Source organism: Knoellia sp. 3-2P3, from assembly GCF_029223115.1.
GTDB lineage: Bacteria > Actinomycetota > Actinomycetes > Actinomycetales > Dermatophilaceae > Pedococcus_A.
On record NZ_JARGZE010000001.1, the window covers coordinates 457,546 to 474,034 of the forward strand.

The window sequence follows — 16,489 nt, forward strand, 5'->3', positions numbered from 1 at the left end:
CACCGACCCCTGAAACGGTTCGAGGTATACGCGCCGGTGATGACCGGCGCGTATACCTCGAACCAGCGAGAAATCAGCCCCAGACGAGGCCGCGGGCCGGGTCCTCCATGACCTTCGCGACGTCGGCGAGGAACTTGCTGCCGAGCTCGCCGTCGATGAGCCGGTGGTCGAAGCTCAGCGCCAGGCGGGTCACCCAGCGGGGCTCGATCGACTCGGTGCCGTCGGCTGCGGTGACCACCCACGGCTCGCGGCGGATGGCGCCGAACGCCATGATCGCCGACTCGCCCGGGTTGATGATCGGCGTGCCCAGGTCGACACCGAAGACGCCGACGTTGGTGATCGTGATCGTCCCGCCCGACATGTCCGCCGGCTGCGTGCGACCCTCGCGCGCGGTCGAGGTCAGCGCACCGATGGCCTCGGCGAGCTGGCGCATCGACATCTGGTCGGCGTCCTTGACGTTGGGCACGATCAGCCCGCGCCGGGTGGCCGCGGCGATGCCGAGGTTCACGTAGTTCTTCACCACGATCTCGCCGGCGGCCTCGTCCCAGGTCGCGTTGATCTCGGGGTTGCGCCGGATCGCCACGCACATCGCCTTGGCCAGCACCAGCAGCGGCGTGACCTTGACGTCCTTGAACTCGCGGTCCTTCTTCAGCCGCTCGACGAGCTCCATCGTCGCCGTGGCGTCGACGGTGATCCACTCGGTGACGTGCGGCGCCGTGAACGCGGAGTCGACCATGGCCTGGGCCATCATCTTGCGCACGCCCTTGATCGGGAGGCGTTGCTCACGCTCGCCCGAGCGGGCGAAGACCGGTGCCGTGTATGCCGCGGCCTCACCGGCCGCTGCCGGGGCGCCGGCCGCTGCGGGCGCCTGCACTGCCTGGGCGCCGGCCGCACCACCGGCCGCGTGGGCCTCGACGTCGGCGCGGGTGATGATGCCGCCCTCGCCCGAGCCGCGGACGCTGGCGAGGTCGATACCGAGGTCCTTGGCGTACTTGCGGACCGGCGGCTTGGCCAGCGCGCGGGCGTCACCCTCACGGGCGGCCGGGGCTGCCGGCTGGGACGGGGCGGCCGGGGCGACCGTCTGCTCGGCGGGGAACGGCGACTGCGAGCGGGCAGCGACGCCACCCGCCGGGGCGCCACCCTGCTTGCGGGGGCGACGCTTGGCCTCGGTCTGCTTCACGCCGTAGCCGACGAGGACGGCGGTGCGACCGGTCGACGTGGTGCCGCCGATCTTGCCCTCCTCGATCTCCTCCTCGGCCTCTGCCGCAGCCGCGGCAGCAGCCATCTTCGGGGCCGGGCTGCCCTCGATGCCGGGCTCGACCGCACCAGCGGCCGGGGCCTCCTGCACCGTGGTCGGCGCGCCCGCACCCGCGCCGCCGGCGGTGTCGACGGCGATGATCGGCGTGCCGACCTCGACCGTCTGACCCTCCTCGACGAGGAGCGACGTCACGGTGCCGGCGAAGGGCACCGGCAGCTCGACGAGGGACTTGGCGGTCTCGATCTCGACGACGATGTCGTTGACCTTGACGGTGTCGCCGGCCTTGACCTTCCAGGTGACGATCTCGGCCTCGGTCAGGCCCTCACCCGGGTCGGGGAGGTTGAACTCCTTGACTGCCATGGGTCTTCGCGTCCCTCTCAGTAGGCCAGCGAGCGGTCGACGGCGTCGAGCACCCGGTCGAGGTCGGGGAGGAACTCCTCCTCGAGCTTGCTCGGCGGGTAGGGCAGGTTGTAGCCGCCGACCCGGAGCACCGGGGCCTCGAGGTGGTAGAAGCACTGCTGCGTGATCGACGCGGCGACCTCGGCGCCGAGGCCGAGGAACGTCGACGCCTCGTGCACGACCACCATGCGACCGGTCTTCTTGACCGACGTGGTGAGCACGTCCATGTCGAGCGGGCTCAGCGAGCGCAGGTCGATGACCTCGAGGCTCTTGCCCTCGGCCTCGGCCGCCTCGGCGGCCTGCAGGCAGGTCTTGACCATGGGGCCGTAGGCGACCAGCGTCGCGTCGGTGCCCTCGCGGCACACCTGGGCCTTGAACAGCTCGCGGGGAGCGGCGGTCTCGTCGACCTCGCCCTTGTCCCAGTAACGGCGCTTGGGCTCGTAGAAGAGCACCGGGTCGTCGGTCTCGATGGCCTGCTGGATCATCCAGTAGGCGTCCTCGGCGTTGGAGCAGCAGACGACCTTCAGGCCCGCGGTGTGGGCGAAGTAGGCCTCGTTGGACTCGGAGTGGTGCTCGACCGCGCCGATGCCGCCGCCGACGGGGATGCGGATGACCATCGGCAGCTTGACCTTGCCGAGCGAGCGGGCCCGCATCTTGGCGACCTGGCTGACGATGTGGTCGAACGCCGGGTAGATGAACCCGTCGAACTGGATCTCGACGACGGGGCGGTAGCCGCGCAGCGCCATGCCGATCGCGGTGCCGACGATGCCGGCCTCGGCGAGCGGGGTGTCGATGACGCGGTCCTCGCCGAAGTCCTTCTGCAGGCCGTCGGTGACGCGGAAGACACCGCCGAGCTTGCCGATGTCCTCGCCCATGAGGACGACGCGCGAGTCCTTCTCCATGGCCACGCGCAGGCCGTTGTTGATGCCCTTGGCGATCGTCATGGTGCTCATCAGTGGCCCCCCTCCGCCGCGAAGCCGGCGTGGTAGTCGACGAACTCGCGGCGCTCCTGCTCCACGAGAGGGTGCGGCTCGACGTAGACGTGCTCGAACATCGACTCGGGGGTCGGGTCGGGCATGGTCAGGCAGCCCTCGCGGACCGTGGCGGCCAGCTCGTCGGCCTCGCGGTCGATCGCGTCGAAGAAGTCCTGGTCGGCCTTCTTCTCGTGCACGAGGTAGGACTTCAGGCGCTCGATCGGGTCGCGGTGCTTCCACACCTCGACCTCGGCGGAGACGCGGTACTTGGTCGGGTCGTCCGAGGTGGTGTGGGCGCCCATCCGGTAGGTGTAGGCCTCGATGAACGTGGGGCCGTTGCCGCTGCGGGCGGCGTTGAGCGCCTGCTGGGTCACGGCATACACCGCGAGCACGTCGTTGCCGTCGACCCGGACGCCGGGGAAGCCGAAGCCGCGGGCGCGCTGGTAGAGCGGGATGCGGGTCTGGCGCTCGTTGGGCTCGGAGATGGCCCACTGGTTGTTCTGGCAGAAGAACACGACCGGGGCGTTGTTGACCGCGGCGTAGACGAACGCCTCGTTGACGTCACCCTGGGCCGAGGCGCCGTCGCCGAAGTAGGCGATCACGGCGGCGTCGCGGGCCTCGTCACCCGTGCCCACGTCCCCGTCGCGCTGGATGCCCATCGCGTAGCCGGTGGCGTGCAGCGTCTGGGCGCCGATGACGATCGTGTAGAGGTGGAAGTTCTTCTCGTTGGGGTCCCAGCCGCCGTGGTTGACCCCGCGGAAGAGGCCGAGCAGGTTGAGCGGGTTGACCCCGCGGCACCAGGCGACGCCGTGCTCACGGTAGGTCGGGAAGGCATAGTCCTGCGGGCGCAGCGCGCGGCCGGAGCCGACCTGGGCGGCCTCCTGGCCGAGCAGGCTGGCCCAGATGCCCAGCTCACCCTGGCGCTGGAGCGCGGTGGCCTCGGCGTCGACCCGGCGGATCAGGACCAGGTCGCGGTAGAAACCGCGCAGGTCCTCGTCGGTCAGGTCCGCGACGTCGTGGTCGTACTCGGTGCTCTCGACGCGCTGGCCCTCGGGGGTCAGCAGCTGCACCATCTCGGGCCCGCCGTCTCCCACCTCGGGGACCGGCGCGGTCAGCTCGGCCAGCGCCTCGTGCTCGGTCGCACTCGGGTCGGCGGTCTCGCTCGGGCTGGCGACGGCGTTGTCGCTCACAGGCACTCCTGTTCCCTCGGGTCACCGGGGTGTCCGGCGCCCCTCGGCTCGGGCCGCGGCGGCCCCGCGGGGTCACCGCTGCTGGTCACTGCGGCAAGGGTGGTTCAGGCCACCGAGGTGTGGTGGCGCTCACAAAGGCCTTGCACCGCCGAATGTACCGGCCGCCCGGAAAATCTCAGAATCCGGGATGGGGGCCAGCGACCGCCCCTCAGCTGAGGTCGGACTGGGTGCGCCAGAGGTCGATACCGGCGTCGACGGCGTGCTGGTCGATCTGCTGCAGCTCGGCGTCGGAGAACCGCAGGTTCGAGACCGCCGAGGCGCTGTCCTCGAGCTGCTCCACGCTGGAGGCGCCGATGAGCACCGAGGTGACCCGCTCGTCGCGCAGGGCCCAGGCCAGCGCCATCTGCGCCAGCGACTGGCCGCGCTCCTGGGCGATGTCGTTGAGGCGGCGCACGTGGGTGAGCGACTCGTCGGTCAGCAGGTCGGGCGAGAGCGACTTGCCCTGGGCGGCGCGCGACCCCTCGGGGATGCCGCCGAGGTACTTGTTGGTCAGCATGCCCTGCGCGAGCGGGCTGAACGCGATGCAGCCGATGCCCCGCTCGCCGAGGGTGTCGAGCAGGCCGCCCTCGACCCAGCGGTTCAGCATCGAGTAGCTCGGCTGGTGGATCAGCAGCGGCACACCCATGTCGGCCAGCAGGTCCGCCGCGCGGACGGTGAGCTCGGGGCCGTAGCTGGAGATGCCGGCATACAGCGCCTTGCCCTGGTGGACGATGCTCGCCAGCGCGCCCATCGTCTCCTCGAGCGGGGTGTCGGGGTCGGGGCGGTGGCTGTAGAAGATGTCGACGTAGTCGAGCCCGGTGCGCTGCAGGGTCTGGTCGAGGCTGGCGATGAGGTACTTGCGGGAGCCGCCGTCGCCGTAGGGGCCCGGCCACATGTCCCAGCCCGCCTTGGAGCTGATGACCAGCTCGTCGCGGTAGCGCCTGAAATCGTCCCGGAAGTGCCGGCCGAAGTTGGTCTCGGCGCTGCCGTAGGGCGGGCCGTAGTTGTTGGCGAGGTCGAAGTGGGTGATGCCGATGTCGAAGGCGCGGCGCAGGATGGCGCGCTGGACGTCGAAGGGCTTGTCGTCGCCGAAGTTGTGCCACAGCCCGAGGGAGATCGCGGGGAGCCGCAGGCCGCTCTGGCCCACCTTGCGGTAGGGCATCGGGCCGTAGCGGTCGGGGTTGGGCTGGTATGCCGGGAGCCAGGTGTCGACCATGGTCGCCACCCTAGGGCTGGGGGCGCTGGCGGGCGAGGGCGGGAGCGGTGAGGATGGGTCGGTGACCACCCACCGACTGCTCGCCGTCGGGGTCCTGGTCGTGCTGACCGGGCTCACCGCCTGCGGCAGCGCGGAGGGTCCCGCCGCCCGACCTGGCAGCCCGTCCCCCGCCGAGAGCCCGACCTCGACCCCCGTGGAGGACCTCACCCCGACCTCGCCCGGTCCCGACAAGGCCATCGACGTGCGGGGCACCATCACCGAGGGCGTCGAGGCCGGCTGCCTGGTCTTCACCCCGGAGAGCGCCACCACGGACGGCTCCTGGGTCCTGGTCGGCAACACGGCGGGGCTCGAGGCCGGCCAGACCGTCACCCTCCGGGGCACCCCCGCCCCGGAGGTCATGACCACCTGCCAGCAGGGGACTCCCTTCCGGGTGGAGTCGGTGCTCGGGCGCTGACGGACGAAGGACCCCGCGGGCGTCGTGCCCGCGGGGTCCCTCGCCGGTCGGCCGGACCGTGTCCGGCGACCTGCCGTACGTGTTGCTGCTACGGGGTGACCGAGCCGACCACCACCGAGCCGGTGCCGAGCACGGCGTTCTCGGACGAGACGACCCGCATCTCACCGAAGAGCTGCCGCCCGGCTGCCGGAGCCGTGTTCGCCGTGATCTCCCCACTGACGGGCGTGGAGGCGCCCGGCGCCAGCGCGACCGAGGTCGCGGGGACCGTGAGCGAGCCGAGGGCCGAGGAGAAGAACACGTCGAGGTAGGAGTACTCCGTGGTGCCTGCCGGGACGGAGTACCCGTCCACCCGGATGGTGTAGGTGCCTGCTGCCGGGTTGACCAGGGTCACCGACTCCTCGGAGTCACCGTCGGCCGACTGCCCGACCCGCGTGCCTGCCGCGTTCAGGACGAACAGGTCGAGGTCGGCACCCGGGTCGGAGGGCGAGCCGATCGTCGCCGTCAGGCGCTCGGCACCCGCGGGAACGGTGACGGTGAAGTCCCGCACCTCGTGGTTGGCGATCGTCCTGCGCTCGGACACCGCGCTGCCCAGCGAGCCGCCCTTCGGCGTCACGCTCACGGCGCCGAAGTCGTTGGTCACCGTCCACGACACGGGGGCCGGCTGGCCGGCGGTCGCCGAGGCCACCGTCTGGCTCGCCGGGTCCACCGTCACGCCCTGGGCCGCTGCCTGGAGGGCGAAGGAGTTGACCAGCTGCGGCGACGTCCGGCGCGCCTCGACCTGGAGCTCCCAGATGCCCGGCAGCGGGTTGGCGTAGGCGCGTGAGGTGCTGTTGCAGGACGGAGCGCTGAAGTTGGTGAAGCAGGCCAGCGACGAGGTCGACTCCACCGGGACGCCGTAGGGGTTGTAGGCGATCCACCGGACCTGGCTGCCCGCGCCGACCCCGCTGAGGTTCACCTGGAGCGCCTTGGCGCCCTGGGGAACCGACACGAACATCTTCTTCGTGAGGTTGCGCTCGACCGTGCCCGACTGGGTCTGGGCGAACGACGGGGCGAGAAGGTCCTTGGCCAGCACCACCGTCAACAGCACCCGGTGGTCGACGACAGCCGTGGCCGGGTCGTCGATCTCCAGGATCGCGGAGTGGGCACCCGGCGTGCTGGTGAGGGCCTTGACCGGGACGTCCACCGTGCCACCGCGCGGCATCGGCCGGCTCGTGGCGGGCAGCGAGAAGGTGCCGTCGTTGCCGACGAGGCGCAGGTTGTGGGCCACCCGGCCACCCGCGCCCGACGTCCTGGTCACCTTCACGACGTAGGTCCTGGACTCACCGGCGACCTGGCCGCCGTTCGCCGCGTCACAGCGGTTGTAGACACCCGTGCCCTGGTCAGGAGTGGCCAGGAAGTCCGAGATGGCCGTGCAGACCGGGGCCGCCACGCTGTAGTCCTGTGACGTCGGGGAGGCCTTGAGGAGCTCCCAGGCGCCGGGGACGTCGACCTGGCCAGCCCCCTGGCCGATCGCCTCGACCCCGTCGACGAAGTCCGCCGAGGTGTACAGCGAGTCGCGCAGCTGGCGGGGGGTGACGTCCAGGCCGCTGGCCTTGGCCGCCGACAGCAGGAGGGCCACGCCGCCCGCGGTCTGGGGCGAGGCCATCGAGGTGCCGTTGAACATGGCGTAGCCCGGCGGGAGCGAGTAGCCGGCCTCGGGGACCGGACCACCCGGCTGCCAGGTGGGGATCGAGGAGATCGCCGACCCGGGCGCCATCACGTTGGGCTTGAAGCCGCCGTCCTCGCGCGGGCCGCGCGAGGAGTAGTTGTGCAGCGTCAGCGGCGTGGTGACCTCCGAGCCGTAGTTCGACAGCCAGGTCTCCTTGGTGATGGAGGAGGCCACGCTCACGACGTCGGTGGCGACCGACGGGTCGCCGATCGTGTTGATGCCGGGGCCGCTGTTGCCCGCCGAGATGACGAGCTGGACGCCCTCGTCGTTGATGAGGCGGTCGTAGAGGCGGGCCCGGGCGTTGTTGCCGTCGTTCAGGGCGGGCAGGCCGCCGATCGACATGTTGACCACGTCGACGCCGCGGTTGACGACGAGGTCGACCATGCCGTCGGTGAGGGCCACGGCCGTGCAGCCGCCGCCCCACGAGCAGGCCCGGGTGGAGACGATCTTCGCGCCGGGCGCCTGGCCGTCCATCTCGCCGCCGAACAGGCTGTGGCCGGCCGCGATTCCCGCGACGTGCGTGCCGTGCGCGGACTCCACCAGACCGATGTTGACGAAGTCGGCCGTGCCGTTGATGCCGGCAGGCTTGAGGTCGACGTCCTCGCGGTACTCGACGACGAACGGCATGGATTCCGCGATGGCGGTGTCCGGGTTGTCGGTGCCGAAGTGCCCGACGTCGAACTTCTCCTTGTAGGGCGCCATCTTCTCGTCGTCGGAGAAGGTGCGGTCCTGGTTGGCGTCGACCCAGATGTCGTGGGTCGTCTCGTCGTAGAGCACCCCCCAGACGTCGGTCTTGTCGCCGTCGCGGTTGAAGTCCCCGGCGGCGTCGCTGTTCGTCGAGATGCTCTCGGAGACGCGGTTGACCTTGTAGGACCCCTCGGGGGCCGTCCAGGTCGCGCCCGCGTAGGTGAACGTCGGGCCACTCACGGACGTGAGCATCGCCCGCCAGGAGCCGTCACCCTCGAGCAGCGGGTGGGTGCCGGTGACCCAGTCGACGATCTTGCGCTCGCCGGTGGTGGTCTTCTGCAGGGCCGGGTGGTCGAGGTCGACACCCGAGTCGATGATGCCGATGGTGACGCCGCGGCCGTCCCAGGCGCTGTGGGCGTCCTTGAACGCCACCGAGCCGGTGTCCCGGGTCGGCATGAAGGGGTTGTCGTCGGCCGTACCCGCTCCCGGGCCGGCGACGGCTGCGGTCGACGCGGTGCCGGCGCTGTCAGCCTCGGGCTTCGGCAGCGGGATCGACTCGTTGAGGTCGACGGCGAGGATGGCGGCGGACTTGGCGAGGCTGTCGACCTTGCCGGTCGGCACACTGGCGCTGACGTAGCCGAGCCGGTCGCTGGACAGTGAGATCCATCCGCCGGCGGCCTCGATGCCCTTCACGACAGAGGCCGTGGAGCCCTTCTCCGTCGCGAGGATCACGGTGACCCGCTTGGCCCCGTCGTCGATGGCGCGGGCCAGGAGCTCGCGGTCGTGCTGGCCCAGCTTGTCCTTGGGCTGCGGTTTCTTGAGCTTGCCCTTTTCCGACTGCGCCTGGGGCGCCCTGTCGATGCCTGACTGTCCTCCGGGTTCAGCCGCCGCCGTCTGGGCGGTGGCTGCTGCGACCAGGCCGGCCGCTGCGATCCCGGCAACCGTCGTGAGGCCGCGTCGCGGGGTGCGTCGAACGGTCACGTGGTGTCCTCTCCTCCATGCCGGGCCCTGCGCCCGGCCGTGGGCCCGGGGTTGCCGGGCACACAGGCGGAAGTGTCACCCGCGGCAACCACCCTGCCGCCGAGGGAAAGGTAAATTCTTGGCAAGGTCACCCGACGCAGGGTCAACCCGCCACGCGCAGGTCAGGTGCTGACGGCCTCGAGGAACTCGCCGGCCACACGGATGAGCACGTCGTTGGCCTCGCGCTCGCCGATCGTGGCGCGCACCCCGTCGTCGCCGTACTGGCGCAGCGTGAGGCCGGCCTCCTGGGCCGCCTGGGTGAAGGCCGTGCTGCGCTCACCGAGGGGGAACCACACGAAGTTGGCCTGTGTCTCGGGGATGAACCAGCCCTGCATGCGCAGCGCCTCCACCACCCGGGTGCGCTCGGCGACGATGGCGTCGACCCGCTCCTTGAGCTCGTCGAACGCGCCCAGCGACGCGACCGCTGCCGCCTGGGCCAGGGAGTTGACCCCGAACGGCACCGCCGTCTTGCGGAGGGCACCGGCGATGGGCTCGTGTGCCACGGCATACCCGACCCGCAGGCCGGCCAGGCCGTAGGCCTTGGAGAAGGTGCGCAGCACCACCACGTTGGGCCGGTCGCGGTAGAGGGCGAGGGCATCGGGCGCCTGCGGGTCCTGGACGAACTCGAGGTAGGCCTCGTCGATGACCACGAGCACCCGGGACGGCACGGCGTCGAGGAACCGCTCGAGCTCGTCGTGGTGGACGATCGGCCCGGTCGGGTTGTTGGGCGTGCAGACCAGCACGACCTTGGTGCGCTCGGTGATCGCGGCGAGCATCGCGTCGAGCCGGTGGCGGCAGTGCTCGTCGAGGCCGACCTTGACGGCCGAGGCTCCTGCGAGCGCGGTGACGATCGGGTAGGCCTCGAACGAGCGCCACGCGAAGACGACCTCGTCACCGGGGTCGCAGGTCGCCTGGATGATCTGGCCGAGCACGCCGACACTTCCCGTGCCCGTGGCGATGTGCTCCACCGGCACACCGAGGTGGTCGGCGAGCGCGTTGGACAGCTCGGTGACGGCCATGTCGGGGTAGCGGTTGATCTGGGTGGCGGCCTCCTGGACCACCGTGAGCACGCTCGGCAGCGGCGGGTACGGGTTCTCGTTGGACGAGACCTTGTAGGCGGTGACGCCCTCGCGGGGGGCCGCCGGCTTGCCGGGGACGTAGGCAGGCACCTGGGTGAGGGCGCTGCGCAGGCGGACGTCGCTGTGCTCGGTCATGGCGTCACTCTAAGGGGCTACGGGCCTCCGGTCCGCGACTGCCACCGAGCCCTGGCCTGCGCGCGCCGGGTGCTGCGGCGCTCGGCCAGCTCGTGCACGGTGGGGTGCTCGGCAGGGCGTTCAGCTCCTGCGGCAGCCGCGCGGTCCCGCGTCGGTCGCAGGGCATACCAGCCCTGCGCCTCCGGCCGGTCGTAACGGGGGCCCGCTCCCCGGTTGGACGGCCGCAGGTCCGACGGGAGCACGTCGAGGTGGGCGGGAAACCGCCGCCCGGCGTTGTCGCGAACCCCGTCCGGATCCATGGGACGCACTGGGCGGCCCTCCCCGTCCACCACCTCGAGCCGCAGGCCCGCCATGCGGAGGATCCGGTCCAGCATCGCCACCGTTATCGACGGCCCACCGGACTCCCAGCGTGCGATGGTCGACTGGCCCACGCCTGCCTCCTCCGCGAGCTCACGCTGGCTGAGGTCTGCGATGCGCCGCACCCTGGCCACATGACCGCCGGTGTCGAGGCCCTGCCCGTCCCGCCTGTCGTCCCCCATGCGGCCATCCTCGCGGCCAGCGCCGACACCGCGGCACCCAGCGGCGCTGGATGTATGCCGCTGGGAGCGTGCGTCACTGATCCAGCCAGTGGGTCAGTGACGCAGTCAGCCGACGGCCATGTCCTGGTGCCGGCAACCCGGCTCAGTCGCCATCCGGAAGCACCCAGTCGAGCACCATCGAGACGACGCTGATGATGAGCGCACCCCAGATGGCGTCCCACCAGAACTCGTCGATGACGAAGCTCAGGCCCAGCGGGTCGGCGATCCACTCGGTGACCTGCAGCATGAAGGCGTTGACCAGCACGGTGAACAGCCCGAGCGTCAGGATGATCAGCGGGAACGAGAAGAACGTCGCGATGGGCTTGAGCACCGCGTTGACCAGCCCGAACAACAGCGCGACGAGCACGACCGTGGCGAACTTGGACCCGAACTGTCCTTCTCCGAAGCCGACGCCGTCGACGATCCATGCAGCGACCCAGAGGGCGACACCGTTGATCCCGACCTTGATGAGGAAGGACATCATGGCGTGATCGTGCCAGACCGGCAGCCGTCAGACGTGGCGACGGGCCGTCACCACCCGGAACCGGCTCGCCACGAAGGCCGCGTCGACGTAGGCCGCGTTGGCCGCCGGGTTGGCGCCGGTGCCGTGGTAGTCGGAGAACGCGGCCGTCTGGTTGACGAACACCTGCCCGGTGAGGTTCTCGGAGAGCGCCACGCCTGCGTCGGCGGCCGCCTCGCGAGCGTGCTCCAGGACCTCCTCGGAGGTCGAGTACACCGCGGCCGTCATGGCGCCGTGCTCGCGGACGGTGTCGCGGAACTGCGCCAGTGACTGCTCCGTCGACGCCGTGCCGATGAGGAACGTGACCGGCCCGAAGCACTCGCGGGTGTAGACGTCCTCGCGGCTGGCGTCGATGGCGACGAGCCCGGGGGCGCGGACGACCGCGTCCGGGTATGCCGGGTGGCTCACCTCGCGCGAGTCCAGCACCACCGAGCCGCCCGCCTCCTCCGCGAGGTCGGCGATGCCACCGGCGTTGGCGCGCACCCCCTCGTTGACGGTGGCGCCGAGCAGCTCGACCGCCTTGGCGTCGTCGCCGGTGAGCCTGCTGATCGCCGCGCCGAGCCGCTGGCCGATTTCCTCGAAGGACAGGTGGCCCTCGTCGGTGTCGATGCCGTCGCGGGGCACGTAGACGTTCTGCGGGGTGGTGCACATCTGACCGGAGTAGAGCGTCAGCGAGAAGGCGAGGTTGCCGAGCACGCCGCGCAGGTTGTCGGTCGAGTCGACGACGACCGTGTTGACGCCGGCCTTCTCGGTGTAGACCAGCTGGCCGCGGGCGGCGCCGTTCTCCTCGAGCCAGGTGCCGAACCCGGGCCCACCCGTGTAGTCGATGACCTTGACCTCGTCGCGCTCGGCCAGGACCTTGGCCAGGCCCTCGCCGTCGGCCTCGGCGGCCAGCTGGACGAGGGCGGGGTCGAAGCCGGCGTCGCGCAGCACGGTGCGGGCGGCCTCGACCGAGATCGCGAGCGGCAGCACGGCGCGCGGGTGCGGCTTGACGATCACCGGGTTGCCCGTGACGAGCGAGGCGAAGAGGCCGGGGTAGCCGTTCCAGGTGGGGAACGTGTTGCAGCCGATCACCAGGGCGATGCCGCGTGGCACCACCCGGTAGTCCTTCCGCATCCGGATCGAGGCGTCGCTGCCGTCCTTGGCCCGGCCGGGCTTGACCCACTCGACGGAGGCGGGCACCCGCTCCTGCTCGACCATCCCGGCGACGATCGACTCCAGCGCCCGGTCCTGGGCGTGCGGCCCGGCCGCCTGGAAGGCCATCACGAACGGCTGGCCGGTCGTGTGCATCACGGCGTTGGCCATCTCGAACGACCGCTTGTTGATGGCGTCGACGATCTCGAGGCAGACGGCCGCGCGGACCCTCGCCCCTGCGTCGCGCCAGGCGGGGAGGGCGGCCTCCGCGGCGGCGACGGCCGCGTCGAGGTCGAGGTGCGGGTAGGCGACGCCGAGGGCCGGGCCGTAGGGCGACACCTCGTCGCCGACGGTGGTGCCGTCGGTGGGCTGGTCGGCCAGCGCCGCGAACGGCTTGCCGAGGTGGGCCTCGTAGGCCGCCTTCCCCTGCTCTGCGGCCCCCTCGCCGTACACCCGGGGCGAAGGGGACTCCGGGTAGCGCGAGAAGTAGGTGCGGGCGGCCAGCGCTGCTGCCGCCTCGTCGAGCTCGGCGCTGTGCTGCTCGACGAGCGGGTGGGTGGCGGGCGTCGTTGCCGTCGTCATGACCACCACTGTAGTCGGCGCGATGTGACGCCGGGACCGTCGGAACGCAGGCTGGGTGTCACACGCCGGGCGTCCACGGGTCGCGGCGCGGCGGACCGACGGGTGCGAACATGACGCCATGACACCGCCGTCGGAGGCAGCTCCCCCACACCCTGCCCACCAACCCGTCTCGGTCGTCGGCGCAGGGGCCATGGGCGCGGGCATCGCGCAGGTGGCCGCATCGGCAGGCCACCCCGTCACCCTCGTCGACGCCGTCAGCGGCGTGGTCGAGAAGGCCGTGGCCGGCATCATCGCCAGCCTCCAGCGCCAGGAGGCCCAGGGCCGGATCAGCTCCGCCCAGCTCGAGGAGACGGTCGAGCGCATCACGCCGGTCGACTCGCTGTCCCAGCTGCCGCAGAGCGCCCTCGTCATCGAGGCCGTCCGCGAGGACCTCGCCACCAAGCGCGCCCTGTTCGCGCAGCTCGCCGAGCGCCAGCGGCCCGACACCGTGCTGGCCAGCAACACCTCCAGCCTCGACATCGGCGCCATCGCCGAGGGCCTTCCGGAACCCGGCCGGGTGATCGGCCTGCACTTCTTCAACCCGCCGCCGGCGATGCGGCTCGTCGAGGTGGTGCGCGGCCGGGAGTCGGCCGCCTCGGTCGTCGAGACGGCGGCCGACCTCATGCGGGCCTGGGGCAAGACGCCGGTGGTCTGCGCCTCCACGCCGGGCTTCATCGTCAACCGGGTGGCCCGGCCGTTCTACGGCGAGGCGCAGCGCATGCTCATGGACGGCGTCGCCGACGCCGCCACCCTCGACGCCGCCCTGCGCTCGGCCGGCTTCCGCATGGGGCCCCTCGAGCTGACAGACCTGATCGGCCAGGACGTCAACCTCGCGGTCGGCACCAGCGTCTGGGAGCAGACCGGACGCGACCCGCGCTACGCCCCGACCGCCCTGCAGCAGGACCTCGTCGCCGCCGGCCACCTCGGCCGCAAGACGGGTCGGGGTGTCTACAGCTACGGCAGTGACGGCCGCCCCCTGGAGCCCGCCGCCGACCAGGCCCGGGTCGCCGAGCTGCTCGCCGGTCCCGTCGAGACCAACCCGGTCGCGCGCACCCTGGCGATGCTGGTCAACGAGGCGGTGGACCTCGTCCACCGCGGCGAGGCGAGCCCTGAGGACGTCGACACCGCCATGACCCTCGGCACCAACTACCCCACGGGCCCCATCGAGTGGGGCCGCGAGATCGGGTATGCCGTGGTGGCGGACCAGCTCGCGACCCTCGACCGCGCGTTCCCGGGCGGACGGTACCGACCGAGCCCCGCCCTGGCGGGAGGCGGCGCCCGATGACCGACCTCCAGCACGTCGAACGCATGTGGCAGGACGACGAGGCCTCCCGGGCACTCGGCATGGACGCCGTCGTGATCGAGGTCGACCACGCCGAGGTGCGCATGACCGTCACCGACGCCATGGTCAACGGGCACGACATCGCCCACGGCGGCTACATCTTCACGCTGGCCGACTCGGCGTTCGCGCTGGCGTGCAACAGCCGCGGCCAGACCACGGTCGCTGCGGGGGCGGACATCACCTTCATCGCCGCGGCGAGGCGCGGCGACGTCCTCGTGGCCGAGGCGCGGGTGCGCACGGCATACGGCCGCAACGGCATCACCGACGTGACCGTCACCCGGGAGGACGACGGTGCGGTGATCGCCGAGTTCCGCGGTCGGTCGCGCGCCGTGCGGGCGTAGACGACGCACAGGGGGCTTTTCCCGAGGCGGACATTCCACGCATACTGTCCGGCGGCCGGGGGACCACCCCGGCCTGCTGTTGTCCGCACCACCCCCAGGGAGACCCATGGGACGGCACACCGCGCCCAGGACTCGCCGCCACGCTCGGCCCCCACGTCGTCTCGGCACCGGCGCCTCCGCCGCGCTCGCCGCCGCCCTGACCGCCGCCGTGGCGGTGCCCACCACCCTGCTCTGGCTCGACCGCGGCGGGGACGCGACCGCCCCTGCAGGCGGGGCGGGCTGCCCGCAGCGGCCGGTCGTCTCCGTCGCCGTCGCACAGCAGATCGCACCCGTGGTGCAGGCCGCCGCCAAGCGGGCGACCGCAGCCGGGGTCTGCGCGAGCTACTCGGTGCAGGCCGCCGCCCCCGCGGCCGTCGCCGCCGCCATCGCAGCCGGCGACAGCCCCGACGCCTGGGTGTCCGACTCCTCCCTGTGGGTCGAGCAGCTCGCCGCCACCGAGCCGGCGAACCCGTGGCGGGTGGCCGCGTCCGTCGCCAGCAGCCCCATCGTGCTCGCCATGCCCACCCACCTCGCCGCCAAGGTCGGCTCGGCCCGCCCGCAGTGGCGCACCCTGCTCACCGGCGCGACCCCTGTGCGGATGGCCGACCCGGAGGCCGATGCCACCGGCCGCCTCGCGCTCTTCACCGTGCGCTCCGCCCTCGGCAGCTCGGAGGCGGCCCGCAGGATCTCCGGCGCGAGCATGATCCGCCTCTCGCGCACCGCGGCAGGCTCCGAGTCCGAGCTCTTCGACGCCTACGCCCAGGAGCCGGAGAGCTCGCCTGCCTTCCCGGCGTCCGAGCAGGCCGTCGCCGACTTCAACCGCAAGCACCCCGCGGCCACGCTGGCGGCGGTGATCCCCGCCGAGGGCACCGCGACGCTCGACTACCCCTGGTCGACCGCTGACGGGCTGGCCCCGGCCAAGCGGGCACTGACCGACCGGCTACTCGCCGAGGTCCGCTCCGAGAAGGGCGCGGCCGACGTGGCCGCGGCCGGCTTCCGAGCGGCAGGCGGCTCCGGCTCACCGCGGGTGGCCGGCATCCCGAGCGGACCGGTGAAGCTCGTCAAGGCGGCGACGGCCGAGGAACGCGCCTCGGCGCTGGAGCTGTGGACCGCCGTCCGCACCGACATGCGCATGCTCGCCGTGATGGACGTGTCCGGGTCGATGAAGGCCAGGGCAGGCGACCGCAGCCGTATCGAGCTGGCGCGCGACGCCGCGGTCACCGCGCTCAACACCTTCCCGCAGAGCTCCCAGGTCGGGCTCTGGGAGTTCTCCACCGACCGGGGAGGGCCGGGCACCGACCACCGCGAGCTGGTGCCGATCCGCACCCTCACCGACCGGGTCGCGGGTGGCACCCACAAGGACACCCTGGGTCGCGAGCTCGCGAAGCTGCCGCGCACCGTGGCCGGCGACACCGGCCTCTACGACTCGCTGCTGGCCGCCTACCGGTCGGTGAAGAAGAGCTACGAGCCCGGGTACGTGAACTCGGTCGTGCTGCTCACCGACGGGGTCAACGAGGACGCGCAGGGCATCTCCCTGGAGCAGCTCCTGGACGCGCTCCGCAGCGAGCGGGACCCCGAGCGGCCCGTGCGGGTGGTCCTCGTGGGCCTCGGCGACCAGACCGACGCCAGGACCCTGGCGTCGATCGCGCGCACCGCGGGCGGAGCGAGCTTCGTCGCCGAGGACCCGCAGGACATCACGACGGTCTTCATCCAGGCCCTGATGACCCGCGGCTGACCCGCACCCACGCCCCGAAC

General features: G+C 71.9%; 13 protein-coding genes. 4 read left to right on the top strand and 9 right to left on the bottom strand.

Annotated features, from left to right (window positions below; genetic code table 11):
• Positions 1-73: 73 nt before the first annotated feature.
• The 4 genes from P0Y31_RS02230 to mgrA form a co-directional block, all read right to left on the bottom strand.
• Complete coding sequence (locus P0Y31_RS02230; protein ID WP_275866438.1) at positions 74-1,618, bottom strand: dihydrolipoamide acetyltransferase family protein; 1,545 nt, start codon at positions 1,616-1,618, stop codon at positions 74-76.
• Positions 1,619-1,635: 17 nt separating this feature from the next.
• Positions 1,636-2,610, bottom strand: coding sequence for an alpha-ketoacid dehydrogenase subunit beta (locus P0Y31_RS02235; RefSeq protein WP_275866439.1), 975 nt, complete (start codon positions 2,608-2,610; stop codon positions 1,636-1,638).
• Positions 2,610-3,704, bottom strand: a complete 1,095-nt coding sequence (gene pdhA, locus P0Y31_RS02240) for a pyruvate dehydrogenase (acetyl-transferring) E1 component subunit alpha (protein WP_275867070.1) — start codon at positions 3,702-3,704, stop codon at positions 2,610-2,612. The genes P0Y31_RS02235 and pdhA overlap by 1 nt, the downstream gene beginning before the upstream one ends.
• Before the next feature lie 325 nt (positions 3,705-4,029).
• Positions 4,030-5,076: an L-glyceraldehyde 3-phosphate reductase gene (mgrA, locus tag P0Y31_RS02245; protein WP_275866440.1), complete on the bottom strand. Its 1,047-nt coding sequence runs from the start codon at positions 5,074-5,076 to the stop codon at positions 4,030-4,032.
• A 61-nt stretch (positions 5,077-5,137) separates the two neighbouring features.
• On the opposite strand from mgrA, the gene P0Y31_RS02250 reads away from it, so the two are divergent.
• Positions 5,138-5,530 carry a hypothetical protein gene (locus tag P0Y31_RS02250; protein ID WP_275866441.1) on the top strand — a complete coding sequence of 131 codons (393 nt, stop codon included), beginning with the start codon at positions 5,138-5,140 and terminating at the stop codon, positions 5,528-5,530.
• Positions 5,531-5,618: 88 nt separating this feature from the next.
• Here P0Y31_RS02250 and P0Y31_RS02255 read toward each other — a convergent pair whose 3' ends face one another.
• The 5 genes from P0Y31_RS02255 to paaN all read right to left on the bottom strand — a co-directional run bounded on the left by P0Y31_RS02255 (position 5,619) and on the right by paaN (position 12,973).
• The gene (locus P0Y31_RS02255) at positions 5,619-8,906 is read right to left on the bottom strand and encodes a S8 family serine peptidase (protein ID WP_275866442.1); all 3,288 of its coding nucleotides are present in this window, start codon (positions 8,904-8,906) and stop codon (positions 5,619-5,621) included.
• A 161-nt stretch (positions 8,907-9,067) separates the two neighbouring features.
• On the bottom strand, positions 9,068-10,159 hold the full coding sequence (hisC, locus tag P0Y31_RS02260) for a histidinol-phosphate transaminase (protein WP_275866443.1): 1,092 nt from the start codon (positions 10,157-10,159) through the stop codon (positions 9,068-9,070).
• Positions 10,160-10,176: 17 nt separating this feature from the next.
• Positions 10,177-10,698 (bottom strand): helix-turn-helix transcriptional regulator, encoded by a 522-nt coding sequence (locus P0Y31_RS02265; RefSeq protein WP_275866444.1) that lies wholly within the window; start codon positions 10,696-10,698, stop codon positions 10,177-10,179.
• Positions 10,699-10,840: 142 nt separating this feature from the next.
• Positions 10,841-11,221: a phage holin family protein gene (locus P0Y31_RS02270; protein ID WP_275866445.1), complete on the bottom strand. Its 381-nt coding sequence runs from the start codon at positions 11,219-11,221 to the stop codon at positions 10,841-10,843.
• Between the two features lie 27 nt (positions 11,222-11,248).
• Positions 11,249-12,973, bottom strand: coding sequence for a phenylacetic acid degradation protein PaaN (gene paaN, locus P0Y31_RS02275; RefSeq protein WP_275866446.1), 1,725 nt, complete (start codon positions 12,971-12,973; stop codon positions 11,249-11,251).
• 118 nt (positions 12,974-13,091) lie between these two features.
• Between paaN and P0Y31_RS02280 the strand changes: the two genes are divergently transcribed.
• From P0Y31_RS02280 to P0Y31_RS02290, 3 genes are all read left to right on the top strand, one after another.
• On the top strand, positions 13,092-14,297 hold the full coding sequence (locus P0Y31_RS02280) for a 3-hydroxyacyl-CoA dehydrogenase NAD-binding domain-containing protein (protein WP_275866447.1): 1,206 nt from the start codon (positions 13,092-13,094) through the stop codon (positions 14,295-14,297).
• Positions 14,294-14,695: a hydroxyphenylacetyl-CoA thioesterase PaaI gene (paaI, locus tag P0Y31_RS02285; protein WP_275866448.1), complete on the top strand. Its 402-nt coding sequence runs from the start codon at positions 14,294-14,296 to the stop codon at positions 14,693-14,695. The genes P0Y31_RS02280 and paaI overlap by 4 nt, the downstream gene beginning before the upstream one ends.
• A gap of 106 nt (positions 14,696-14,801) precedes the next feature.
• The gene (locus tag P0Y31_RS02290; protein WP_275866449.1) at positions 14,802-16,469 is read left to right on the top strand and encodes a substrate-binding domain-containing protein; all 1,668 of its coding nucleotides are present in this window, start codon (positions 14,802-14,804) and stop codon (positions 16,467-16,469) included.
• Positions 16,470-16,489: the final 20 nt, after the last annotated feature.